At 70.1% G+C, this 23,985-nt stretch carries 17 protein-coding genes; 8 read left to right on the forward strand and 9 right to left on the reverse strand.

Features of this window, described 5'->3' with window-relative positions; genetic code table 11:
• Nucleotides 1–187 precede the first annotated feature (187 nt).
• From MYMAC_RS22660 to MYMAC_RS22670, 3 genes are read left to right on the forward strand one after another with little or no spacing between them, the layout of a single operon-like run.
• Entirely contained in the window at nt 188–1,738 is a 1,551-nt protein-coding gene (locus MYMAC_RS22660) for a PEGA domain-containing protein (RefSeq protein ID WP_239988960.1), read from the forward strand.
• On the forward strand, nt 1,728–2,720 hold the full coding sequence (locus MYMAC_RS22665; RefSeq protein ID WP_013941171.1) for a tetratricopeptide repeat protein: 993 nt from the start codon (nt 1,728–1,730) through the stop codon (nt 2,718–2,720). Before MYMAC_RS22660 ends, MYMAC_RS22665 begins: the two co-directional genes overlap by 11 nt.
• A 23-nt stretch (nt 2,721–2,743) precedes the next feature.
• Entirely contained in the window at nt 2,744–4,510 is a 1,767-nt protein-coding gene (locus MYMAC_RS22670) for a serine/threonine-protein kinase (RefSeq protein WP_095959611.1), read from the forward strand.
• Between the two features lie 26 nt (nt 4,511–4,536).
• Here MYMAC_RS22670 and MYMAC_RS22675 read toward each other — a convergent pair whose 3' ends face one another.
• The 6 genes from MYMAC_RS22675 to rfbB all read right to left on the reverse strand — a co-directional run bounded on the left by MYMAC_RS22675 (nt 4,537) and on the right by rfbB (nt 9,984).
• Entirely contained in the window at nt 4,537–4,986 is a 450-nt protein-coding gene (locus MYMAC_RS22675) for an SRPBCC family protein (protein ID WP_095959612.1), read from the reverse strand.
• Nucleotides 4,987–5,170: 184 nt separating this feature from the next.
• The gene (locus tag MYMAC_RS22680) at nt 5,171–6,526 is read right to left on the reverse strand and encodes an MFS transporter (RefSeq protein ID WP_204817828.1); all 1,356 of its coding nucleotides are present in this window, start codon (nt 6,524–6,526) and stop codon (nt 5,171–5,173) included.
• A gap of 81 nt (nt 6,527–6,607) precedes the next feature.
• Nucleotides 6,608–7,159 (reverse strand): dTDP-4-dehydrorhamnose 3,5-epimerase, encoded by a 552-nt coding sequence (rfbC, locus tag MYMAC_RS22685; RefSeq protein WP_095959614.1) that lies wholly within the window; start codon nt 7,157–7,159, stop codon nt 6,608–6,610.
• Nucleotides 7,156–8,037, reverse strand: a complete 882-nt coding sequence (rfbA, locus tag MYMAC_RS22690) for a glucose-1-phosphate thymidylyltransferase RfbA (RefSeq protein ID WP_013941176.1) — start codon at nt 8,035–8,037, stop codon at nt 7,156–7,158. The genes rfbC and rfbA overlap by 4 nt, the downstream gene beginning before the upstream one ends.
• 15 nt (nt 8,038–8,052) lie before the next feature.
• Nucleotides 8,053–8,955 carry an SDR family oxidoreductase gene (locus MYMAC_RS22695; RefSeq protein WP_095959615.1) on the reverse strand — a complete coding sequence of 301 codons (903 nt, stop codon included), beginning with the start codon at nt 8,953–8,955 and terminating at the stop codon, nt 8,053–8,055.
• Nucleotides 8,956–8,958: 3 nt separating this feature from the next.
• Nucleotides 8,959–9,984, reverse strand: a complete 1,026-nt coding sequence (rfbB, locus tag MYMAC_RS22700; protein WP_095959616.1) for a dTDP-glucose 4,6-dehydratase — start codon at nt 9,982–9,984, stop codon at nt 8,959–8,961.
• Between the two features lie 165 nt (nt 9,985–10,149).
• On the opposite strand from rfbB, the gene MYMAC_RS22705 reads away from it, so the two are divergent.
• The 4 genes from MYMAC_RS22705 (at nt 10,150) to MYMAC_RS22720 (ending at nt 15,987) form a co-directional block, all read left to right on the forward strand.
• Nucleotides 10,150–11,718 carry a glycosyltransferase gene (locus tag MYMAC_RS22705; protein ID WP_476695887.1) on the forward strand — a complete coding sequence of 523 codons (1,569 nt, stop codon included), beginning with the start codon at nt 10,150–10,152 and terminating at the stop codon, nt 11,716–11,718.
• Nucleotides 11,708–12,229, forward strand: a complete 522-nt coding sequence (locus MYMAC_RS22710; protein ID WP_095959618.1) for a hypothetical protein — start codon at nt 11,708–11,710, stop codon at nt 12,227–12,229. The genes MYMAC_RS22705 and MYMAC_RS22710 overlap by 11 nt, the downstream gene beginning before the upstream one ends.
• A gap of 368 nt (nt 12,230–12,597) precedes the next feature.
• Nucleotides 12,598–13,665, forward strand: a complete 1,068-nt coding sequence (locus tag MYMAC_RS22715; RefSeq protein ID WP_157757539.1) for a hypothetical protein — start codon at nt 12,598–12,600, stop codon at nt 13,663–13,665.
• Nucleotides 13,666–13,884: 219 nt separating this feature from the next.
• A complete protein-coding gene (locus MYMAC_RS22720) occupies nt 13,885–15,987 on the forward strand; it encodes a glycosyltransferase (protein WP_338025962.1) in 2,103 nt (700 codons plus the stop codon).
• 18 nt (nt 15,988–16,005) lie between these two features.
• On the opposite strand, the gene MYMAC_RS22725 is transcribed toward MYMAC_RS22720, so the two are convergent.
• Nucleotides 16,006–17,205 carry a DUF2304 family protein gene (locus tag MYMAC_RS22725; protein ID WP_204816899.1) on the reverse strand — a complete coding sequence of 400 codons (1,200 nt, stop codon included), beginning with the start codon at nt 17,203–17,205 and terminating at the stop codon, nt 16,006–16,008.
• 177 nt (nt 17,206–17,382) lie between these two features.
• On the opposite strand from MYMAC_RS22725, the gene MYMAC_RS22730 reads away from it, so the two are divergent.
• Complete coding sequence (locus MYMAC_RS22730) at nt 17,383–19,545, forward strand: hypothetical protein (protein ID WP_239988961.1); 2,163 nt, start codon at nt 17,383–17,385, stop codon at nt 19,543–19,545.
• Here MYMAC_RS22730 and MYMAC_RS22735 read toward each other — a convergent pair.
• On the reverse strand, nt 19,529–21,883 hold the full coding sequence (locus MYMAC_RS22735) for a glycosyltransferase (RefSeq protein ID WP_095959621.1): 2,355 nt from the start codon (nt 21,881–21,883) through the stop codon (nt 19,529–19,531). The genes MYMAC_RS22730 and MYMAC_RS22735 overlap by 17 nt on opposite strands.
• Nucleotides 21,880–23,934, reverse strand: a complete 2,055-nt coding sequence (locus tag MYMAC_RS22740) for a class I SAM-dependent methyltransferase (protein WP_095959622.1) — start codon at nt 23,932–23,934, stop codon at nt 21,880–21,882. Before MYMAC_RS22740 ends, MYMAC_RS22735 begins: the two co-directional genes overlap by 4 nt.
• Between the last annotated feature and the right edge of the window lie 51 nt (nt 23,935–23,985).

Raw genomic sequence — 23,985 nt, forward strand, 5'->3', positions numbered from 1 at the left:
CGACCTCCAGCCCCCGGCTCCCTCGCACGCGGCCGGAGGGCAGGCGGGCAGGAAGGGCGCGGGAGGTGCATTTCCAGAAAACCCTTCGCTCCCAGCCCTCCCCCCTAGGCAGGAGAGCGTTCATTGGCGTACACCATGGAAGGGGGCTGCCGGTCGGTTCCGCCGCGGCCCCTCCCCCGAGGACGCCATGTTCGTCTCCTGTCTCCTGAGCGTCAGCCTGGCGCTGAGCGCCGGCGCCGCACCCGGAACGCCCCCGGGCCCCCAGGCACCCGCTGCCTCGCACACGCTGTGGCTCGTCCAGGCCCTGTACCCCGGGCAGGACGCGTTGCTGCGCCGCACCGAGGAAGGCATCGCCGCGCTGATACCCCAGGAGGTCCAGGCGCGGCAGCTCATCGGCCGGTCCGCCCTGGCCGCGCACCTGAAGGGCCGCTCGGGGGACCTGCGCTGCGTAACGGGCGAGACCCGCTGCCGTGAGCCGCTGGAGGCGTACCTGGACTCGCTGGGCCTGGAGCGCGTGGTGCTGGTGCAGGCGGGCCAGGACGACGCGGGCTACCGCTTCCGCGCCGTCAGCGTCCGGCCTGGCACCGGCGCCCGAGGCCAGGCGGAGACGGCGAACCCGTCCTTCGAGAAGGCCCTGGCCGGCGTGCTGGTGAAGTTCCTGTCGCTCAACGCCACGGTGGACGCGGAGACGACGCCCGCGGGCGCCACCGTCTTCATCGACGGCGTGAAGGTGGGCACCACGCCCTTCTCCACGGAGGTGCTGCCGGGCGAGCACACCTTCCGCTTCGAGCTGGCCTCGCACCTGCCGAAGGAGGAGACGCGGGTGGTGAGCTCGCGCGAGCAGGTGAAGCTGGCCGCCACGCTGGAGAAGGTGCCCGCGCGGCTGGTGGTCAAGGCCCAGCCGGAGGGCGCGGAGATTCGCGTGGACGGCGAGCCGGTGGGCACCACCGCGGTGGACCAGGGCATCCAGCCCGGCACCCGCGTGGTGTCGCTCTCCCTGGAAGGCTACGAGCCCCACGAGGTGACGGCGGAGATTGCCCCGGGCGGGACGTACACGCTGGAGCACGCGCTGACGCCCACCTCCCTGCAGTCCTTCAAGCTGGCCATGCGGCGCCGCAAGGAGGCCACCATGGCGCGGCAGAGCTACCTGGAGGCCTCGTTCGAGCTGCAGCGCCTCACGGGCACGTCGCTGGCGTCCCAGCCGCTGAGCACCTCGGTGGAGCTGGAGGACCTGCGCACCCGTGACATCCGCGCGCCGGGCTCGCGCAACCTGCGCGGCGTGGGCGTGGAATACGGCCGCTATGGCCAGTTCTTCGGCGTGATGCTGGTGGGCGCCACCTACGCCTCCACCGGCGACACCTGGACGCTGGGCATCGACGTGCCCCCGGGCGTGGGCGGCGCGGGGCCGGACGGTGTGTCGGCGCTGGACACGCAGGTGCAGGCCGTGTCGGTGCGCGCGCTCCAGCCGCAGCTTCGCTATGTGCTCGGCCCGGTGTCCTTCGCCCTCCAGGTGGGGCTGGAGGGGCGCGGGCTGCTGGTGAAGGAGCGCGCGGGGGACACGGCCATCTTCAAGGACGGCCTCTACGCGTTGGATTTGCACGCGTCCGGCCAGGCCACCGCGCGCATCTTCGTCTACGAAGGCCTGTACGCCTCCGTCGCGTACCAGCACAGCTTCACGCTGCTGAAGAAGATTGCCGGCACCAGCAACATCCGAGGAGGCCTGGGCTATGCGTTCTGACCTGCGGCGCCTGACGTGGGCGTGTGTGCTGCTGACGTGCGGCGTGGCCCTGGCCGAGCCCCTGGTGGGCCCCTCCGTCGGCCGCGGTGACGCCCTGCTGGCCGAGGGCACCCGCCTCTACAACAAGCGCAAGCACAAGGACGCGGCGGAGGTGCTGCTCCAGGCCACGCGCGCGAGCCCGTCCCTGCTGCCCGCGTACCTGAACCTGGCCCGCGCGCGCATGCGGGCGAAGGATGTCTTTGGTGCCTGCGTGGCCTACCGCGCCTATGTGCGCGGCGCACCGGACATCCAGGACCGCACCAAGGCCCGGCGCGAGCTGGCGCTGTGCGAGCGCAAGCTGAAGGCCGCGCGCCGCAAGAAGCGCAACAAGGTGCCGCCGGACATGACGGCCCGGCACGTGGAGCTGAAGGCGGGCTTCTTCGCCGCGCTGGAGGAAGGCCGGCTGGTGGGCTCCGGCGCCGCGGGCGAGACGCTGCGCACCCTGGTGACGGAGGGCTACCTGGGGGCGGATCTGGGTGACATGGCCGCGAAGCTGAGCGCGGCCTCGCGCGCCGCCACCGACGACCTGCACCAGCGGGCCCTGGCCGGCGAGGCGCTGCCCACCGAGCGCCTGCGTGAGTCCGGGGCGCTCTTCGACCTGGCCCGGGACACCGGCGAGCCCTCCGCCACCGCGGCGGCGCAGGCGCCCTTCCTGGAGGGGCTGGCGGCGCTCCAGGACGGCGACGCCGCCGGGGCGCAGCGCCTGTTCGCCCAGGCCTCCGCCGCGGCCCCCGGGCGCACCGAGTACCGCGTGTGGCGCGCCGCCGCGCTCCAGCGCGCGGGCGACCTGGACGGCGCGCTCACGGTGCTGGAGACGGACCTGCCGCGGGACTCGCGCACGGACGTGCTGCGCGCGGCCTCGGCCCAGCGAAAGTCCTCCGAGGCGGGGGCGCTCGAGCTGGAGCGCCTCCTCTTCCAGCGCTACGCCCCGGCCACGCGCTGACGGCGCCTCTTGCAAGGACACCCATGTCGCTCTTCATCTGCCAGCGGTGCGAGGCCCAACACGCGAAGTGGGACGGCGCCTGTCCAGCCTGTGGAGGCACCGAGCTGCTGACGGTGGCGCCGGCCGTGGACCGGATGATTGGCCGCGTCGTGGCCGGCCGCTTCCGCATCCTCCGGCGGCTGGGCCAGGGCGGCATGGGCTCGGTGTACCTGGCGGAGCAGGTGGGCATCGGCCAGCAGGTGGCGATGAAGTTCCTCAACAGCGGCCTGTCCATGGACCCGGACGTGGCCCGGCGCTTCCTCAACGAGGCCAAGAGCTACGCGCGGGTGGCGCACCCCAACGCGGTGACGCTGCACGACTTCGGGCAGGACGAGGAAGGCAGCCTCTACATCTCCATGGAGTACGTGGAGGGAGATGACCTCAAGAGCCTGCTGACCACGTGCGGCCGGCTCGCGCTCGACGAGGCCGTGGACATCGTCCTCCAGGTGGCGGACGTGCTCGCCTACGCCCACGCGCGCCAGGTCATCCACCGCGACCTCAAGCCGGAGAACATCATGGTCCGGCAGGGCATGCGCGGCTGGCACGTCAAGGTGCTGGACTTCGGCATCGCCCGCATCACCGACGGCGCCACGCGGCTCACCGTCCAGGGCTCGGTGGCCGGCACGCCGCGCTACATGTCCCCCGAGCAGGCCATGGGCCTGGACGTGGACGCCCGCGCGGACGTGTACGCCGTGGGCATCGTCCTCTTCGAGCTGCTCACCGGCCAGCAGCCCTTCGACGGCAACAGCGTCTCCGAAATCATGCAGAAGCAGGTCCACCAGCCCATGCCGCGACTGACGCAGGTGGTGGCGGAGTTCCAGCACCCGGCCGTGGACGCCGTCATCCAGAAGGCCACCGCGAAGCGCCGCGAGGAGCGCTACGCCACCATGGAGGCCTTCGCGTCGGACCTGGTCAACGCGCTGCCCACGCTCACCAACCGCCGCGCCGTCAGCGGCCTCAACCCCGCCGTCACCGGTGGCGGCGTCGAGCCCGCGCGCCCGGCGACGCTCCTCTTCGGCGCCGAGGGCTCCGAGGCCACGCTGGTGCGCACCGCGCCGGCGGAGGCCGCGCCGGCGGCGAGCCCCGCGCCCATTCCGCTGACGCAGCCGGCCGCGCCGAGCACCGGGCTCCGCGTGGGGCCCGAGGGATTCAACAAGACGGCGCACGCGGCCTCGCCCTACGTGGAGCCGAGGCGCTCGAAGGCGGGCGCGGCCATGGGGCTGGGCATCGCGGGCGTGCTGCTCGTGGGCGGCGTGGGCGTCGTGGCCCTGCGCAATGGACGCGGGGACGACGTGAAGTTTGGAACCCTGGAGGCCGTCCACGCGCCGGCGAAGCCCGCCGCCCCGCCCGCCCTGGAGGCGACAGGCGCGTCACCCCACGGTGCGCGTGGAGCGGCGGAGGCGGCCCCCGACGACGTGGCGGCCCGGCAGCTCAAGGTGCTCGCGGCGGGACAGGCCATCGACATTGGCAATGACTTCAACGAGGGCCGGCTGGACAGCGCGATGAAGCGCCTGGCCCAGGCACGGAGCCTGGGCCTGGAGGCCGTCGAGCCGGAGCTGGCGGCGCTCGCGGGCAAGGTCGAGGACGCCTCGAAGCGCATGACCCGTGCCCGCGCCCTGGAGAACGACGGCAACTGCGAGGCCGCCATGGCCCTCTATCGGGCGCTGAAGCGTGACCATCCCCAGCTCGTGGAAGCCCAGCGGGGCCTCCGGCGCTGCCAGGACATGCTGCCTCCAGAGGTGTCCGACTGAGGTGGCGATGGCGGGGCAGCGAAGCGTCAGCGCTGCCCCACTGCGCGGACCAGGACGTCGAGCATGGTGCCCCAGCCCTGCTCCGTCCGGCTGGCGTACTCGGCCCACTTCGCGTCCAGTTCGTGCGTCAGCGTCAGCTCACACCCGGTGTCGCGCGGGGTGATTTCCACCGTCACCCGGCTGAGCGTGTCCTCTTCCTTGTCGACGTGCCAGGTGAAGACGAGCCGGCGCGGCCGGTCAATCTCCAGGTACGTGCCCACGTGGTCGAGCTCCTCCGCGCCCCGCCGCACGAAGAACGAGAACGTGCCGCCCACCCGCGCGTCGATGGCGAGCCGCAGCACCTCCTCGTCCCGGACCGCGGACCCGATCATCCACTGGCCGACCATCTCCGGCTTGAGCCAGGCGTCGAAGACTCGCTCCGGCGACGCGTTGAACCGCCGTGTGACGCCGACCTGGACACTCTGCGAAGGCGACATCGCGGGCTCCCTTTCAACGGCAGGTCAACTCCGTTACTAAACCACTTGGTTCTAGATAGTCCCGAACGCGGCGATACACAACCATCAGGTTGACCGTTTCCACGGGTGCGGCCGCATGGAGTACGGGCGCGCTGCTGACGAGCCTCCGCGGAGTGGCTCGGCTCTGGCGCCAGAGCCGCCCGGCTCACCCCACCCTGCGGCCGCCGATATGCGCCCCGGCGTTCGGGGACAGCCGGCGGTAGAGCGGCCCCGCCAATGACGAGACGACGCCCACGGCGATGAACGGCAGCACGAAGCGGTCCGGCGTCAGCGGCGCCTCGCCAGGGCCTCGCGCCAGGTGCAGCATCAACCCGCCGAAGCTGATGCCCAGCCCCAGCGCCATCTGCATCGTCACCACGGACACCGTGGAGGCGCTGCTCACCGTGTCCCGCGGGATGTCCGCGTACGCCACGGTATTGGTCGCGGTGAACTGCAGCGAGCGCATGAACCCGCTGACCACGAGCACGCCCACGATGAGCGGTATCGGCGTGCTGCTCCGGAAGAAGGCCGGCAGCGCGGTCATGATGGCGGACGCCAGGTTGGCGAAGATGAGCGTCTGCCGGAAGCCGAATCGCCGGATGATGAAGGGCGCCACCGACTTGCAGGAGAGGGCGCCCACCCCGCTGCCAATGGTGACCAGGCCCGCCTCGACGGGCGTCCAGCCCAGGCCGACCTGGAACAGCAGCGGCAGCAGGAAGGGCGTCGCCCCCAGGCCCATGCGAGTGAGCGTTCCGCCAATCATGCTGGCGCGGAAGGTGTCGATGCGCAGCAGCCGGAGGTCCAGCACGGGCCGCTCCACGCGCAGCGCGTGCCGCACATAGGCGGCCAACGAGGAGAGCGCGATGGCCGCGAGCCCCAGTTGCAGGGGCAGCGGCATCAGCCCGATGCCCACCGTCTCCGCCGCGCCAATCAGCGTGGTGATGGCCACGGCCGCGAGCACGAAGCCGCGCGTGTCGAAGGGCCCCGGGTCCGGCTGGTGCAGCGGCGGGACGAAGCGCGCCACGGCGAGCATGCCCAGCAGGCCCACGGGAACGTTGATGAAGAAGATCCACGGCCAGTCCGCGACGCCCAGGATGAGCCCCGCCAGCGGGGGCCCCACCAGCGGGCCCACCAGCGCGGGCATCGTGAACCAGCTCATGGCGGTCACCAGCCGCTCCCGCGGCGCCGAGCTGACCACGATGATGCGCCCCACCGGGGTCATCAACGCGCCGCCCAGTCCCTGGAGCGTGCGGAAGATGACGAGCTGGGTCAGCGACTGCGAGAAGCCGCAGAGCACCGAGCCCAGGAGGAACACGCTCATCGCGAACATGAAGACGCGGCGAGGCCCGAAGCGGTCGGCGATCCACCCGCTCGCCGGCGCCAGCACGGCCAGCGCGAGGATGTACGACGTCAGCGCCAGCTTCAGGTGGATGGGGTCGGTGCCGAACGCCAGCGACAGCCGGGGCAGCGCCGTGGACAGCGCGGTGGAGTCCACGAACTCCATGAACAGCGCGCTGGCCACCGCGATGGAGGCCAGCCGCGAGCCCCGGGGGGAATCACCTCCTGGGTCTGCGGTGCGGACAGCTTGTTGCTCGGGCACGGTTCAGCCCACGTACTCCGGCAGCACGGGCGCGTCGCGGAGTTTCGGGGCCCGAGCGTCCTTGGGCGAAAGCAGCGGCTCGCTCACCGGCCAGGGAATCGCCAGGTCCGGGTCGTTCCACGCCACGCTCCGCTCCGTCTCCGGCGCGTAGAGCGAGGTGCACTTGTAGTGGAAGTCCGCGGAGTCGCTCACCACGCAGAACCCATGGGCGAACCCAGGCGGTATCCAGAGCTGACGGCGGTTGTCCGAGGACAGCTCCTCCGCCACCCACCGGCCGAAGGTCGGCGACCCGCGCCGCACGTCCACCGCGACGTCGTACACCGCGCCCGCCAGCACCTGCACCAGCTTCCCCTGCGCCTGGGGCTCCTGGAAGTGCAGGCCCCGCAGCGTCCCCTTCGCCGAGCGCGAGTAGTTGTCCTGCACGAAGGGCCCGGGAATGCCCACGGCCGCGTAGCGCGCCGCGTGGAACATCTCCATGAAGAAGCCCCGGTCATCCCCGAAGACCTTGGGCTCCAGCAGCAGGACGTCCGGAAGCTCCAGCGACGTCACCTTCACGAGACCGCCCCCCGGTTCTCCGCGAGCGCCCGCAGGTACTGGCCGTAGTCGTTCTTGAGCATCGGCTCGGCCAGCGCCAGGAGCTGCTGCGCGCCGATGTAGCCCATGCGGAAGGCAATCTCCTCCGGGCACGCCACCTTGAGGCCCTGGCGGCGCTCGATGATTTCGATGAAGTTCGACGCCTGCATCAGCGACTCGTGCGTGCCGGTGTCCAGCCACGCGTAGCCGCGGCCCATCAGCTCCACGTCGAGCTGGCCGCGGCGCAGGTACTCCGCGTTCACGTCGGTGATCTCCAGCTCGCCCCGCCTGCTCGGCTTGAGGCCCGCGGCGATGTCCAGCACCTGGTTGTCGTAGAAGTACAACCCGGTGACGGCGTAGTGGGACTTGGGCTTGAGCGGCTTCTCCTCCAGGCTGACCGCGCGGTTCCGCGCGTCCAGCTCCACCACGCCGTACCGCTCCGGGTCCTTCACGTAGTAGCCGAACACCGTCGCGCCCGACACCCGCGACGCCGCGCGCTTCACCAGCTCGCTCAGCCCGTGGCCGTAGAAGATGTTGTCGCCCAGTACCAGCGACACGCTGTCGGTGCCCACGAAGTCGCGGCCGATGATGAACGCCTGCGCCAGGCCCTCCGGCCGGGGCTGCTCCGCGTAGCTGAAGCGCATGCCCCACTGCTCGCCGCTGCCGAGCAGCTCATGGAAGCGCGGCAGGTCCTGGGGCGTGGAGATGACCAGCACGTCCTTGATGCCCGCGAGCATCAGCGTGCTCAGCGGGTAGTAGATCATCGGCTTGTCATGCACGGGGAGCAGTTGCTTGCTGACCACGCGCGTCAGGGGATACAGCCGCGTCCCCGAGCCACCGGCGAGGATGATGCCCTTCATGTCCACCTCGGTACGTCAGTGTCCCCGGGCCGCGAGCCACGTCGCATGGAAGCGCGACAGCGACTCCGCCAGCTCCAGGGGGGCCACGGAAAGCCCGGCGCGGACCTTGTCCGTGCGCAGGCCGCTCTTGAGCGGGCGGGGGCTGGCCAGCTTCAGCTCCGCCATGCGGGTGGGGACGATGCGCCTCGCGTCGAACCCGAACACCTCGCACAGCGCGCGGCCAAAGCCCACCCGGTCAATGACGGTTCCGCCGCAAGTGTTCCACACGCCACCCAACCGCCGCTCGCCCAGCTCCACCAGCATGGCGGCCACGTTGTCCGCGAAGCTGGGCGACACGAGCTGATCCTCGAAGAGGCGCACCTCCTGCCCCTTCTCCAGCGCCGTCACCAGCCAGGCGCCGAAGTTGAGCCGGCCCTCCACCGGCGGCCAGCCGTACACCACCGCGGTGCGCGCGATGGCACAGCCCGGCGCGAGCACGCGCGCGGCCTGCTCGCCCATGTGCTTCGTCACCGAGTACACGCCGCGAGGATTGGGCACCGCGTCCTCGTCATAGGGCCCAGCCTCGCCGTCGAAGACGTAGTCCGTGGACACATGCACCAGGTGCGCGCCAGCCTTGCGGGCGCCGCGGGCCACCGCCGCGGCGGCGTTCACGTTGCCCGCATAGGCGGCCTCCGGGTCCCTCTCGCAGGCGTCCACCTCCGTCATGGAGGCGCAGTGGATGACCACCTCCGGCGCGGCGGCCTCCACCGCGGCGGCGACGTCCGCCTCGCGCGTCAGGTCCACGCTGGCGTAGTCATAGGCGCCCTGGGCACGCCGGACGCCCCGGCCCAGCCCCAGCACCGAGTGCCCACCCTGATGGAGCAAGGTGCACACGCGGCTGCCCACCAGCCCGTTGGACCCCGTGACGAGGAAGCGCATGGCTCAGGCCCTCCCCTGCAGACGCGTGCGGTACTGGGTTTCGAAGTACTGGCGATAGGCGCCGCTGGTGACGCGCTCCCACCACGCCGGGTGGTCAACGTACCAGCGCACCGTCTCCGCCAGGCCCTGCTCGAAGGTGTGCGCGGGCGTCCAGCCCAGCTCCGCGCGGACCTTCGACGGGTCAATGGCGTAGCGGCGGTCGTGCCCCGGCCGGTCCTTCACGTACTGGATGAGCGAGTCCGGCTTGCCCACCAGGCCCAGGATGGCCTTCACGATGTCGAGGTTCCGCCGCTCCGCCCCGCCGCCGATGTTATAGACCTCGCCCGCGCGGCCCTTCTCCAGCGCCAGCAGCAGCGCCTGGCAGTGGTCCTCCACGTGGAGCCAGTCACGCACGTTGCCGCCGTCGCCATAGACGGGCAGCGGCTTGTCGTGCAGCGCGTTCACCACCATCAACGGAATCAGCTTCTCCGGGAACTGGTAGCGGCCGTAGTTGTTCGAGCAGCGCGTCACCACCACGTCCAGCTTGAACGTGTGGTGATACGCGAGCGCCACCAGGTCGGCGCTCGTCTTGCTGGCCGAGTACGGGCTGGAAGGCTGCAGCGGCGAGGACTCGGTGAAGGCGCCCGTGGGCCCCAGCGAGCCGTAGACCTCGTCGGTGGACACCATGAGGAAGCGCTTCACGCCGCGCGCGCGGCTGGCCTCCAGGAGCTGCTGGGTGCCCAGCACGTTGGTGGTGACGAAGACCTCCGGCCCCAGGATGGAGCGGTCGACGTGGCTCTCCGCCGCCAGGTGCATCACCGCGTCGATGGCGTGCACCGACATCAGGTGCTCCACCAGCTCCCGGTTGCCGATGTCGCCCCGGATGAAGACGTGCCGGGGGTCGCCCTCCAGCTCGGCCAGGTTCTCCAGGTTGCCGGCGTACGTGAGCTTGTCCAGGTTGACCACCGTCCAGGCAGGCCGCTCGCGGCGCAGGTACTTCACGAGGTTGGAGCCGATAAAGCCACAGCCGCCTGTCACCAGTACGTTCATTGTCCGTGGACCTCGTGCGCTCGGAGCGAGCGCCTGCGTATCGAAGGGGTCCACGACCGTCAAGGCGCGAGGGAGACCAGGCTTGTATGGCGGCCCTGCACGGCGCTAAGGGAGCTGGTTGTGACCGCATCGAGACCCCCTCCCCGGCTCCCCGCCATCCACCAGGTGCTCCCCCGGCTGGCCTGGGGCGACGCCGTGGGCAACCAGGTGCGGTACCTCCAGGGCCTGCTGCGCCGCTGGGGGCATGCCTCCGACATCTACGCCGACGCCTGGGACGACGCCTGCAAGGACCAGGTCCGCCCGGTGAAGGACCATGCGAAGGAGGCGGGTTCGGACTCCGTCCTGCTGGTGCATCACAGCTTCGAATCCCGGCTGGTGCCGCGCATCGCGCGGAGCCCGGGGCGCAAGGTGCTCGTCTATCACAACGTGACGCCCGCTCGGCTGTTCGAGGGCTTCGAGCGGAAGGTGGCCGCCGCGTGCGACGCCGCGCGCGACGAGCTGCTCGCGCTGCGGCCTCACGTCGAGGCGGCCTTCGCCTACTCGCGCTTCAGCGCCGAGGAATTGGTGGCCGCGGGGTATCCGAATGTCGCGGTGCTGCCCTTCGCCATTGACTGGGCGGCGTTCGACACGGCGCCAGAAGCGGCGCTCCAGGCCGAGCTGGATGACGGCATGGCCAACATCCTCTTCGTGGGGCGCGCGGTGCCCAGCAAGAAGGTGGATGATGTGCTGCGCGTCTTCACGGCGTACCAGCGGCTCTACCAGCCTCGCAGCCGGCTGGTCATCGCGGGCGCCCTGCACCGGGACGGTCCCTACGGGGCGTATCTGCATGGACTGAAGGACGTGCTGGGCGCGGAGCGCGTCCTGTTCCTGGGCCGTGTCAGCGCCGCGCAGCTCTCCGCCTGCTTCGCCACCGCGTCCGCGTACCTCTCCATGAGCCGGCACGAGGGCTTCGGCGTGCCGCTGCTGGAGGCCATGTACCGGCGCGTCCCCGTGGTGGCCTATGGCGCCGCCGCCGTGCCGGAGACGATGGGCGGCGCGGGGCTCGCCACGCTGTCGGACGACCCACGCGAGGTCGCGCAGTTGCTGGCCGTGCTGGACCGCAACGCCGGGCTGCGCGCGCAGGTGATCGCCGCGCAGCGTGAACGCCTGTCCGCGCTGTCACAGGAGGCCGTGGCCGAACAGGTGCGGCGGGCCCTCACGGGCGTGTTGTCCGGCACCGACTCTGGCGGAGCCCGGGGTTCTCCGTCAGCCACCGTGGAGCTGATGTGCCCTGGCTTCCTGGTACGGGCCGGCAGCCCGAGCGCCCAGCTTGCGCGCCGCCTGGCAGCGCGTCTCCCTGGGGCTCGCATCCTCGCCTTGCGCCCCGGAGACGGGGGGGAAGCGGAGGGCCGGGAGGGCGGCCTCGTGACGCAGTTCACGCCCGACCAGCCGGTAAGCCGGCGTGACAACGCCCCACTGCCAGGCTCGTCGTCGATGGAGACGGCCGTGCGAGCTTCGGCCGCGCCCGTGGTGCTGCTCGGCTTGGACACCGCATCCGCGCAGACACTGCTGCCGTACGTCGCGAAGCGGGCATGGGGCGTGGCCACCTCGTCAGCACAGCCCGAGCTGCTCGCAGCAGCGCGCGCGCACCTGGGTCTCCGGACGGTGGTCGCGCATCCACTCCAGACCGGGGCAACCGTCGAGACGCTGCTCACGGCACTCGCTTCGAAGGGAGTCATTTCACATGCGCCCTGAAGACCTCATCACGCACACACCCACAGCCGAGGTGGTGGCGCGTGAGACCCAGCAACTCCCCTCGCCGTCGCCCGAGGCGGAGGGCTTCCTCCGCCATACGCTCGAGGCCGCCGCGCGTCCTCCGACAGCCGCCCCCTGGCCTGCGCTGCTTCAGGAAGCACACGGAAAGATGGACAGCCGGTACGCGGAGCCAGCGACCTCGCACCGTGGCGGTATGACCGGGCTGGCGCTGGTCCTGGCCAAGCGCGCCTTTCGGCTCACCTTCCAGCCCTTCATCAACGAAGTCCTCCGCAAGCAGGTGGCGTTCAACGAAGCCATCCTCGATGCACTCGCCACCGTACACGACGTGCAGCGCGAGCAGGCCCGAGCCCAGGCCGCCTGGCGGAAGGAACTGGAGCGCAGGCTGGCGCAACTCGAAGCCACGGGCGCTCACGCCGAGCCCATGAAGCCCGCGCTTCGCGAAGGAGAACCAAAGGCAAGCGCGAAGCGTCCTCGCAAGCGAGGCCGGTAGGAAGAACCGACAGGGTCAGCGCCCTGTGCCCCGCTCCATTCATGCTCAGAGACGCCCTCACAGGCCGGCAAAGTCATGCGCGTTCCAAGCATCCCCGAGTCATTTCATTTCAGGTGGTCGACGACGCTCGCGGACACCTCCTCGCGGGACCGCGCCCTCCGCATCGGAGTCCTGCTTTGGACCGCGGTGCTCTTCGCGGCCTTCCAGCCGGGGCTGATGTCCGCGGACTCCATCGACCAGTACACCCAGGGCATCCACGGGACCTACAACGACGTCCATCCTCCGCTGGGCTCCTGGGAGTCAGCGGGAAGTTGGTGGGCTCCCCCTGGCTCGTGCTCGGACTACAGCTCCTGGCGCTCGGGGCATGCATGGCGGCGCTCGTGCGCTCTCCCGAAACACGCCAGGGACGATGGGGGCTCCTCATCATGGCGGCCTTCCTCTTCATCCCCACTGCCTGGGCGCTCGCCGTCACCCTTTGGAAGGACGTGATGACGGCTGCGGTCCTGCTAGGCGCGGTCGCGGCGCTCAAGTACCGCCGGCCTGGCATCGCGCTCGTCCTCCTGCTGGCGGGCGTGGCCTTCCGGCACAACGCGCTCATCGCCGCAATCCCACTGGCCATCCCCACGACAGCGCAGTTGTCTGCCAGGGCTTGGGGTTGGTTTCGAAAGGCCCAGGTGCTGGCGGCGATCATGCTGGCCCTCCTGTTGTCGCCCTCCGTGGTCAGCCGTGTCCTCGACTCCACCCCGGCCTGGGCCGCAGGTCAGCTGTTTCTCTATGACCTTGCGGGAATCTACGCCGCACACCCGAATCTTGTCTCACAGTCGATGTTGTCGGGCGAAACGACGGGCGCAGAGATCGCGCGCCTGTACTCGCCGCTCCATGTCTGGCCCTTGTTCGGAGGCGTGGAGGGTGCTCGTCCCATCGCGTTCTCGTCAATCGCATCCCGACGAGACGAACTCCTCGCCGAATGGGCGCGCATGATTCGAACACAACCTGAAGCCTGGATGCGCCACCGTCTGGCTTCTTTCGCAAGCCTTGTCGGCGCGACGCCAGGCCCTATCTACTACCCGTTTCACCGCGGCATCGATCCCAACCCCTTCCAACTGCGCGTTCCAAGCGAAGGACGGATGTACAAGACGCTGCATCGCATCAAGGTGCGGGTCGCTGATTCACTCCTCTTCCGCGGTTGGGCGTGGCTGCTCCTCCTCGGAGCCCTCGCGCTCGTCGCGTTGCGGTCGGTTCGCCAGAAACCGATTGCCTTCTGTACGGCCCTGTCCGGACTGGGCTACGCCTTCAGCTATCTCCTCATCGGAATCGGCAGCGACTTCCGCTTCATCTACTGGTCGGTCATCGCGACCTTCGCCACGCTGGCACTCCTCATCACCGAGTCCCCTGCGCCGGAGACCGCCTCCGGGGTGAGCCCCATGGGTCGTTAGACATCGCCCGGGACGGCGACACCGAAGCGCTCGCACAAGCGACGGCGCCAAGGCAGGGGCAGACGAGGCCGTGCCACCGTTGAGGCAGGCCGCCGTTCGGGTGTATGCCCCGTCCGTTCGGCGCTTTCCCTGTCCAAGGTCCGGTCCTTGCGAATCTGCCTCGTCTACAAAGAACTCGAACCCCTCACTGGAAGCGGCCTCGGGACCTACGTCACGCAGATGAGCCGGGCCCTCGCCCACGCGGGCCACGAGGTGCACGTCCTCACCCCGGCCCGAGTGGACATGAAGCAGGTGGAGTCCCTGCTTCCCACGGCCCGCGTCCATGCGGTTGACGAGCGCGAAGCGGAATTGAAGGGCGCGTTCCCCCACGCGGCCCTCCGCCACGCGTGGTCGGCCTACCAGAGCCTCCTGGCACTCCACGCGCGCCATCCCTTCGATGTCATCGAGTTCCCCGACGTCGAGGGCGCAGGCGCCTTCGCGATGCGCGGCCGACGCACGCTCGGGCACTTCAGCGGCGCGGTGCTCGCGGTGCGTCTGCACGACTCCACCCACGACCACCTGCTGTTCAATCGCCTGGCCACGCTGGACATGGACACCGCGCAGCGGGAACACATGGAGGACACCGCCATCCGTGAAGCGGACCTGCTGCTGGCATCCTCCACCGCCACCCTGGAGCGCACGCGTGCGCGGTTGGACCTGAAGGACGCGGGCCTCGTGATTCCGCCGCCGTTCGAGCGCCCTCCAGCGTCCGGCATCAAATCAACCGCATCTGGGGCCCTGCCCCGGGTGCTGTACTTCGGGAGCCTGGAGTACCGAAAGGGCGTCCACCTGCTCGTCGAGGCCATGCAGTCCCTCTTCGAACGAGGGCTCGTCGCGGAGGTCCACCTCATGGGAGAGGACACCCGCACCGGCCCGTCCGAGCGCTCCCTTCGGGCCTGGCTGGAACAGCGCATCGCGCCCGCGTGGCGGGAAAGATTCCACTTCACGCCGCCAGGTGATGCAGCGAGCTTCGGCCCGGCGCTCGCCAACGCGTCCGTGTGCTGCATCCCCTCGAGGTGGGAGGACCTCGCTGCCGTCGGTCTGGAAGCCATGGCATCGGGTGCGCTCGTGGTGGCCAGCAACGACGGAGGCCTGGCCGAGCTCATCGAAGACGGCGTCAGCGGCTTGTTGTTCCCCAGCAATGACGCCGCGAAGCTGGCGGGGGTCCTCGGACAGGCCCTGACCACGCCATCGCTTCGTGAAGCCGTTCGTCACGCGGCCCCCGCTCGCGTCGCTTCGTCCCGCGCGCCGGCCAGCATCGTTCGCCAGTTCGAAGTAGCCATCGCGGAGGCCAGGCCCAAGCGGCATCCAGGCCCCACCAGCGTCACGTCCAGGGACGAGGCCCCCCGCGTGTCCATCCTGGTGCCCTTCTACAACATGGGGCGCTACCTGCCGGAGACGCTGCGCTCCATTCGCGCGCAGACCTTCACCGACTACGAAATCATCCTCGTGGACGACGGCTCCACGGACGCGGAGAGCCTCGCGGTGCTGGAGTCAATCCAGGCGCCAGACCTCCGCCTCATCCGCAAGGCGAACGGGGGGCTCAGCTCGGCGAGGAACGCCGCCCTCCGCGCCGCACGAGGCCGATATGTCCTGCCCTTGGATCCGGACGACCTCATCGCCCCCACCTTCCTGGAGAAGGCCGTCGCGGTGATGGACAGCACACCGGGGCTCGCCTACGTCACCTCGCTGGTCTCCTACTTCGTGGGGGCGCCGGACCAACCCGTGGGCGGCTGGATTCCCTGGGGCACCGAGCGAGACGCGCTGCTCGCGGAGAACGTCGCCTCCACCTGCACCGCGCTGATGGAGCGGCGGCTCGTGGAGGACGTCGGCGGCTACGATGAGTGGCTCACGGCGTATGAAGACTGGGATGTCTTCTGCTCCCTGGCCGAACGCGGCCTCGCGGGCTCGGTCATCCCGGAGCCGCTCTTCCACTACCGGCTGCGCCCTGACTCGATGACACGCAGCATGCGCGTCAACGACCGCTACGCGCAGCTCGCGTATCTGTGCCAGAAGCACCCCACGTTGCCCCTCCGCCCGGAGCGCTCGCTCCGCATGCAACTGGCGCGCGCGCGCAAGCAGGAGCTCCATCTGCTCACCACGGGCGCGGCGGCGCCACCGAGCATGAACCGCATCGCGGACAGGGTGAACGCGACCCTGAAACGGTTCGACTTCGCCCATGCCACCTTGCGGCGCGCGGCCGTCTGGCTCGCGGGAGGCTCCGACGACTCACGTCCGCTCCGCCACCAGGTCATGGAGCGCTTCTTCAAGCACCGGAAGTAGGCCCAACGGTTGCGCTCGCTAGCCGCCCAGCCGCCCCCGCTCCGCGGATGGCAGCGAGGCGGATTCGCGGGTGGACAGCGAGACCACGGGGCTCGCGATGCCAGCCGCGTCTCCCGCCAGCGGCGCGCGCGCGGGCGCATCCCTTCGGAGGAGCGAGCGCAGGCGCAGCCCCAACAAGGCGGAAGCCACCTTCGTCATGAACTGGAAGCTCTTGAGCCCCGTCAGGCTGGAGGTCCCCGTCGCGCGGGGGCGCATCTCCACGGCGACCTCTCCGATTTGAAGTCCCGCGACCGCGACGAGCGCGATGGACTCCGGCTCGGGGTACTCATCCGGCATGAGGCGCAGCAAGGTGCCTACGGCCCGCGTGGAGTACACCCGGAAGCCGGACGTTGGATCCGCCACGCGCGCCCGGCGGCCGAACATGCCCAGCAGGCCGCTGACGACGCGGCCTCCCATCCAGCGGAGCGACGTCGTACTGGCCAACACATCTCCTCCGCCCGCGGCGCCGCAGAAGCGGGACCCGATGAGCAGGTCGGTCCCCCGCTCCCGCGCGGCCCGCAGCAGGGCGGGAATGGACTCGATGGGATGCTGCCCGTCGGAGTCGCACTGCACCACGTAGGTGGCGCCCATCCGTTGCGCCACGAGGAACCCTGTCCGCAGCGCGCCAGACACACCGATGTTGGTGTGGTGGGTCACGTGGTTCCGGGGCGCCAGCCGCCGCAGCACGCTGGCCGTCCCGTCCACCGAACCATCATTGACGATACAGAAGTCCAGCGCCCAATCCGGCGTGGCGCCCGCCAGCGCACTCAGACGCGGCAGCAGCACCGGGAGGCTCTCCGACTCGTTGTAGCAAGGAAGGACCACCAGCACGCGGGGGCGCTCCTCCTCGAGCTCGGCCGGTGCGTCAGGGAACGTCTGCGCGGCGAGGGACGAAACGACCTGTCCCAATTGACGCTGCACGCGGGTGCTCTCCGCGTAGTGCGCCAACATCTGCACGAACAGGAACATGGTGAGCCCGGCCAGGACCATGTTGCTGACCAGACTGATTCCCATCAGCCGAGCCACGGGTGACAACCAATCCGGACGAATGGCCGCCACCAGGACGAAGCCACTGGCGAGAAACCAACCCATGGAATGTCGTGCAGCGAGCCGCGAGCCGAACTGGGAAATGACCACGAAGAAAAAGCCCACCACCACGGTAATGAATGGCAGCGACATTCCGGCGTCCCCCGCGACAGTGGCCTGACGGTTCGAACACGCGAGAAGCACTCACACTTCTCGGGTTTGCATTGCCCCCCCCTCCGTACGGTACTCACGCCACCAATGCAATCCCCGGAAGCACCCGGACCACTCCCGGACGCAAACCTCGCCCCACGGCGCTGGCCCATCGCCGTGATGAGCCTCCTGCTCGCGCTCAGCACCGCGGCGGTGTTGACCATGGGGGCCTGGGCTCCGCTCTTCCGGCACGCCTGGCCCCGCGCGCTGGCGTTGTCGGGCTCCGTGGCCTGGGGCGTGGTGCTCTACCGAGGCGGGCTTCCCTGGTTGGTGAGACGCCTGGAGCGTCGCTCGCTCACTCAGCGGCGGGCCTGGCTGGGCGCTGTCAGCCTGCTCGCCCTGCTCCTGTTGGTCGCCGCGCCCATCCACGTGCTGATGCCAGCCGAACCGTTCACGCTGACCCTCCGCGCCACCGGCGAACGGAATCCCCAATCACAGGGCAGCGAGGTGTGGGTGCTCGGACTGCTCGACGCACATGGGACGCGGCTGTCCCCCAAGGGCTGGCGCCCCGAGGGGAACTGGGAGCGACGGAATGGCGATGTCTGGCTTTCCCACCTCGACCAGCCCGCGCTGCTGCATTGGGAAGCGAGGACGCGCGGCCCGCTGGTGCTCCAACTGTTGACGCACGACCACTCCGGCATCATCGAGTACACCGTCAAGGGAAGGACCGAGCGCATTGACTTGTACTCGCCGCCGGGCACGGACACCCGCCGGGACGTCGTCATCCCCGACCCCGTCGCCCTCTTCCGCGGGGACGCGGCCCTCCAGAACGGGCTCGTCCTGGCGGCCCACGCGCTCGTCCTCGCCACGCTCCTGCTCATGGCGGGACTCTGGCTCACCGGCCGCGAGGCGCGCGTCAGCGAGCCCGTCTCACCGCGCCGGGCCGGGCTGCTCGCGCCCATTCCCTTCGTCGTGGTCGCCGGCGTCTGGCTGCTGGCCGTGTACCCCGGGATGCTGAGCCCCGACTCCACGTCACAATGGCGTGACGCCCTGTCCGGGCACATGGATGACGCGCATCCGCTGTTCCACACCGTCTCCATCCGCATGCTCCAGAAGCTCTGGGAGTCACCCGCGGTCGTGGCGCTCGCGCAAATCGCGGGCCTGGGAGCGCTCGTGGGATGGGGCTGCGCCTCGCTGGCGCGTGCAGGTGTGTCCAGGGGCGTCATCGTCCTCACGTCGGTGCTGTTCGCCGTGGTGCCCGTGAACGGGACCATGGCCGTCACGCTCTGGAAGGACGTCCCCTTCAGCTTCTGCGTCCTGGCGCTGAGCGTGCTGGTGTTCCGCTCGGCCACCGACCCCACCCTGCGCTGGGGCTGGCGGTTCTGGGTGGGTGTCATCGTGCTGGGGGCCATGGCCATGCTGCTCCGCCACAACGGCTTGCCCGCCGTGGTCGGGACCTTCCTGGCGCTGGGGCTTCTCCGGCGTGGGCGTTACAAGTCCGTGGCGCTCGCGCTCGTGGCCGCGGTCGTCGTCACGGCGGGCACCCGGGCGCTCCTCAGCCGGACGTACACCATCAAGCCGTTCCCCAAGGGGATGACCCTCGTCGGCTTCCTGGGGGCCCATGTGGCGGCGGGGACGCCCCTGGCACCAGAGGAGCGCGCCCTCCTCGAGGAGCTGCACCCGCTCGACGACAAGTGGAACTACCGGTGCTTCAGCAACGTGTACACCATCTGGGACGGGCGCTTCGACATGGCCGCGCTCACCCGTCACAGCGACGCGCTGCTGCCCCTCCTCGTCCGGCTGACGCGGCGGGACGCGGGGCCCGTCCTCTCCCACGTGCTGTGCAGCAGCTCCGTGCTCTGGAAGCTGTCGCAGGGTGGAGACCTCATCAACGGTCCCCCCATCTGGGTGGAGCCAGACGGGCGGATGGGCACCATCGAGCCAGGGGAGAAGAAGCTCCGGACCACCTCGCTGCTCCCCGCCCTGCGCGAGCCCCTGCTGCGCTGGACACTTCGCACGCTGCGGCCAGACCTGGCCTGGCTCCTGTGGCGCCCCGCGCTGCCGTTCTACCTCTTGCTGCTGGCCTGCGCGGTGGCCTGCATCCGCCACCGGACGTGGCGGCTCGCGGCCGTGGCGCTCCCGGCGGTGCTGCACACGGCGGCGCTGGCCGCGCTCATCCCCTCACCGGACGTGCGCTACCAGTACCCCGTGTTCCTCGTGGCCCTGATGTTCGTTCCGGCGTGGCTCGCGGGGGCCCGGCTGGAGGCGTCGCCGGCCGCGGAGGCACCGCCGCGCTCGCCGTCAGCCCCCCACGAGGACCCCGCGCTCAGGTCAGCCGTCTGACGGTGCTCCGGAGCGCCCGGTGAAGCACGGGCACGCGCTTGAAGAGCACGTTCGCGCGGTCCACCAGCACATAGCGAAGCGGAGGCGCCTCCGCGTGGCTCACCACGGCGTCGCCACCGCTGGCGCTGTCGTTGCCGGACGGAGCGGGCCGTCCAACCACCGCCTGCTTGAGCAGCGGATGCACCAGGGGCAGGCGCTTCAAGGCCGCGTTCATCACGTCCACCACGTCGTAGCGCAGGGGACGCACGGCTTCGGCCAGCGCCTGGGCGGACTCCAGTGCGGCGGAAGTCTCGGGCTGCGCCGACTGCTGCGGAGCCAGCGCGCCGAACGGGTCCGTCATGGCGTCGCTCGAGTGCGCGAGCAACGCGAAGAGCCGCGTCGACGGGTGCAGCGGCGTGGGCACCCCTTCCAGCAGCCGCACCAACCACCGGAAGTGCTGGCGCCGCTGGGACGCCGACGGGGTGATGTCCTGGCCGCGCCGGGAGAAGAAGTGGACCTGGTTCGTCACCAGGAGCCGGTGCCCGTCCTGGACGACCCGCAGGTAGAACTCCCAGTCGGCGTATCCGGTCAGGGACTCGTTGAAGGCATGCCGCTCCAGGACCTCGCGGCGGAGCAACGCCGTGGGCGCGGAGACCCGGTTGGCGACCAGCGAGTACGTCGGGCAGTCGCCCAGGTACGTCATGAAGCCCTTGAACTGGCGGTTGGCCAGCTCCTCGCTGGAATGAAACCGCCCCCCCGTGGGGACCACCCCCGCGAACACGGAGCGCGACTCCAGCGCGGCGACGGCGTGCTGGATGAAATCGGGCGACAGGCTCTCGTCGGACTCCAGGAACACGACATACGCGCCCCGCGCGGCGCGGACGCCCAGGTTGCGAGCCCCCGAAAAGCCGCGGTGCACCGGCGAGCGGATGACACGCAGCCCCGGCCCCTCCGACTCGGAGCGCTCCAAGCGCCGCAGGACCTGCATGTCGAACGGGCTCGTGGACCCGTCATCCACGACGATGACCTCCACCTCCGGATACGTCGAGGCGGCGACGCCCTGCAGCGCGATGGGCAGGAAGATGCCCTGGTCATGGTTGATGATGACCACGCTGACCAGCGGCGTCCGCGACGCGCGCGCGGCGGGCGCCTCCGGCACATGCCGCTCCCAGTAGGGGCGGTCCACGGTCCACCGGACGGGCGCCAGCGCCGGGCCCTCCAGGGCCTTGCGCATGGCCACCACCAGGGAGTCCAGGCCGCCGTCGTACTTGTGGCAGTGGACCCCATCCACGAAGGGGCTGTCGTCACCGAAGGCTAGGCAGGCCGAGTTGAGCACCAGCCGCGAGCCAGCGATGGACGCCTCGTAGGCCGTGAGGTTCAGCGACTCGTAGCTCGACGTGATGACCACCACGCCCGCCCGCATGTGGGCTTCGCGGTCGGGGCCCGGCTTGATGAAGACGAAGCGGTCCGCCAGGTCGGTGGGGATGAGCGCCTTCACCTCGGCGAGGAACTCCGAGTCGAAGGCGTGGCACGCCAGGATGGCCTTGCCCTGGTACTCCGGCCACGTGCGCATGAGCAGCACCGCGCCCCGCACGAAGACGTCCGGCTGCTTGAAGTGTTGGATCTTGGTGACGAAGACGAGGTTGCGCTCGGTGGCCGGCACGTCCCACGCCGCGGCCTGCTCCGCCGGCGACTCCATGACCACGGGAGGGAACTCCACCCGGACCTTGCGCATCCACGCGTCGTCGAAGCCGTAGAAGCGCCGGTTGAACTCGGCGATGCAGGGCAGATGGCCCACCACGAGGTCCGCGTCGAGCAGCGACTTGCGCTCGATTTCGAAGCGCCCCACGTTCTCCACCTCGAGCGTGTTGGGCTCGTGGTGCATGAGGGTGCCGTAGCTCGAGTGCAGCCGCACCGAGAGGGTGGTCTGCCCGAACGCCAGGCCCAGGTGCTTCTCCTGCAGCGTGGCGAAGGCCCAGCCGCGGAAGTCCGCGAACTCGATGACGTCGAAGCGCAGGCCCTCTGCTTCGCGCGCCTTCAGGTAGCGCATCAGCTCCAGCGACTCACCATGCCAGCGCGAGTCCCGGAAGGCCTCGGTGGGGGGATACAGGCCGTGGGCATCCGCGGTGCTCTGGTGTGGCTCGCGGAACTCGCACAGGTGCGCCTTCACCCGGCCCCCGAAGAAGAGCTCCACCTGGGCCTTCTGCACGGGGACGGTGGCCGGGAACAGGACGTGGAACTCCACGTCCGCGCCCTGGCGCTGCGAGTCCATGATGAGGTTGTGCGCGACGCGGCCAATCCCCCCCGGCGTGAAGGGGTAGAGTTCATCGGTGACGAGGCAGACGCGGGTCTTGCTCATGGCTGTGCGAACTCGAGATAGTGGTTGATCGCCTGGTCGCAGAGCATCTGGGTGTAGTCCTCCAGCATCTGCGCGTACTCCTCCGGCGAACGCTCCCGGAGCCCGACCACCCGCTCCAGTGCCGAGCGAATCTGTCCGAGCGAGCCGGTGCCGGCGATCTGAACCAACCGCTGAAAGGGGTGTTCATCCAGTGTCCCCAGGGTCAGCGGCCCTGTCAGGCACGCCACACCGTGCGCCAGCCCCTCCAGGGCGGTCATCGGCTGGCACTCGGCGAGCGTCACGTTGAGGACGACGTCCGTCTCCCGGATGAGGTTGAACAGCTCGGAGCGGTTCAAGTGCCCCACGTTGATGACGGACGCGCGCAGGGGCAGCTCCTGGCGGGCGGTGAAGGGACTGGTGACGAAGACGCGCTCCATCCCCGGCAGCGACGCGGCGACGAAGACGTTGGAGTAGAAGTTCTTCCACCAGTTGTTGGGCGTGGGGACGAAGGCGGCTCGCGTCAGCGGCGCACGGTGACGCTGGTCCTCCCGCGCGATGCGGGGCGGAAGGTTGAGCAGGACCTTCTGGAAGAGCAGCGGCGACATCAGGTGCATCTCCGGCTTGACGCACGCGACGGCGTCCAGCAGCCCCTGCTCCCGCAGCGTCAGCAGCCGGCTGAAGGTCTCCAATTCGAAGTCGAAGTGGAACTGGGCCGTGGAGCCGTGCCACACGCAGCACAGCCGGATGGCGCTGCCGAACACGCGGCGAAGCATGTGCATCACCTCCAGGGCGTTGGGGGAGAAGCCCTGGAAGATGATGGAGCGCGCGCCCAGCGTCTCGCACGTCTCGACGATGCGCCGGTGGTCCGTCGCCGTCAGCGTCCGGTTCGCGGTGATGCCAATCTTGTGGCCCGGCGCGTAGCCGGACGCGGCGCGGATGCCGTACCACTCCTGATGGAAGATGTGCACCACCCGGGACAGCCGCGGATCCACATGGGCCCACGTCGTGTCCAGGGGCGCGTCGACGACGACGTTCTCCGCGACGGTGTCGTTTGCGTAGCGCGAAGCGGGCGGCGCGGCGGGCGTCCGCGCGGCCTCGGGCGGCGCGGCGCGGAGGTGGACCAGCTCATCCGACAGGGACAGCAAGCGCTGCCGCCGCTCCGAACGCTTCAGCTCGACCGACAGGCGCTCCGACAGCTCGGACACGCGCATCCCCTGCAGCCCGTCCCCTGCCCGCAGCACCTCGCCCGCGTGCTCCGTCCAGGCGCGCAGCCGAGGCAGGGACTGCACGTGCAGCGACTCCAGCGTCAGCGCCTGGCGCTCGTCCCGGGGCTGCTCCACCGACTGGAGCTGGAAGAAGCGCCGCGTCTGGGACGTGTTGCGCTTGAGCACGTACACGTCATGCGTGGCCAGGAGCCCGCCGCCGTGATGCAGGTCCCAGCCGGCCGGGGTCAGCTCCGCGTAGGGATGCAGCCAGCAGCCCTGGTGCCACGCGTTCTCCCAGACGCCGAAGGGAACGAGCTGGTTCTCCACCAGGCACAACAGACCACCGGGGCGCACCAGCTTGCCCAGGGATTCCAACAGGCCCGGCAGACGCTCCGGCGGGTTGTGGATGAGGACGGACACGGTGAACACCACGTCAAACGTCCTGCCGCCCACCGCCGTCAGCGCATCCGGGCCGCAGAAGAGCCGCTCCTCCACGGGCCCGAGCCCCACCGGCGGCGCCTGCCGCAGCGGCTCCATCATCGGCTCGGAGAAGTCGTAGCCGTGGTAACGGATGCCCTCGGTCGACGCCAGATAGGACGCATGGCGTCCGAAGCCGCAGCCGAACTCCAGGACCTCGAGCGGCCGCCCCAGGGCGCGCTGCTCGCGCTTCATCAACGTCGTGAGCAGCGCCTCCTGCTGGGCATATCCCTGGTTGCCCGCGTCCTGACGCATGCGGACCATCTCCCGGTAGGTATAGCCGCTCGTCGCCTTCCAATAGCGGCTGCTCTCCGCCTCGTCCGCCTGAGCCTGGCTCGGGGCGCTCGCCTCCGGCGACTTCGCGATTTGAAGTTGGGTGTCATCCCGCATGATGGAGGTTTCCTTCTGCCGCGGCCCCCCTGGGCCAATGTTCAACCGCCA

It is taken from the genome of Corallococcus macrosporus DSM 14697 (assembly GCF_002305895.1).
Lineage (GTDB): Bacteria > Myxococcota > Myxococcia > Myxococcales > Myxococcaceae > Myxococcus > Myxococcus macrosporus.

Bases quoted from the DNA above. Each gene is read 5' to 3' on its own strand.
- MYMAC_RS22720 (WP_338025962.1), top strand. From the start codon at position 13,885: ATGAGCCGGGCCCTCGCCCACGCGGGCCACGAGGTGCACGTCCTCACC.
- MYMAC_RS22710 (WP_095959618.1), top strand. From the start codon at position 11,708: ATGCGCCCTGAAGACCTCATCACGCACACACCCACAGCCGAGGTGGTG.
- MYMAC_RS22735 (WP_095959621.1), bottom strand. From the start codon at position 21,883: ATGAGCAAGACCCGCGTCTGCCTCGTCACCGATGAACTCTACCCCTTC.
- MYMAC_RS22660 (WP_239988960.1), top strand. From the start codon at position 188: ATGTTCGTCTCCTGTCTCCTGAGCGTCAGCCTGGCGCTGAGCGCCGGC.
- MYMAC_RS22695 (WP_095959615.1), bottom strand. From the start codon at position 8,955: ATGCGCTTCCTCGTCACGGGGTCCAACGGGCTGGTGGGCAGCCGCGTG.
- MYMAC_RS22715 (WP_157757539.1), top strand. From the start codon at position 12,598: ATGGCGGCGCTCGTGCGCTCTCCCGAAACACGCCAGGGACGATGGGGG.
- rfbA (WP_013941176.1), bottom strand. From the start codon at position 8,037: ATGAAGGGCATCATCCTCGCCGGTGGCTCGGGGACGCGGCTGTATCCC.
- rfbB (WP_095959616.1), bottom strand. From the start codon at position 9,984: ATGAACGTACTGGTGACAGGCGGCTGTGGCTTTATCGGCTCCAACCTC.
- MYMAC_RS22730 (WP_239988961.1), top strand. From the start codon at position 17,383: ATGAGCCTCCTGCTCGCGCTCAGCACCGCGGCGGTGTTGACCATGGGG.
- MYMAC_RS22670 (WP_095959611.1), top strand. From the start codon at position 2,744: ATGTCGCTCTTCATCTGCCAGCGGTGCGAGGCCCAACACGCGAAGTGG.
- MYMAC_RS22725 (WP_204816899.1), bottom strand. From the start codon at position 17,205: ATGTCGCTGCCATTCATTACCGTGGTGGTGGGCTTTTTCTTCGTGGTC.
- MYMAC_RS22665 (WP_013941171.1), top strand. From the start codon at position 1,728: ATGCGTTCTGACCTGCGGCGCCTGACGTGGGCGTGTGTGCTGCTGACG.
- MYMAC_RS22740 (WP_095959622.1), bottom strand. From the start codon at position 23,934: ATGCGGGATGACACCCAACTTCAAATCGCGAAGTCGCCGGAGGCGAGC.
- MYMAC_RS22675 (WP_095959612.1), bottom strand. From the start codon at position 4,986: ATGTCGCCTTCGCAGAGTGTCCAGGTCGGCGTCACACGGCGGTTCAAC.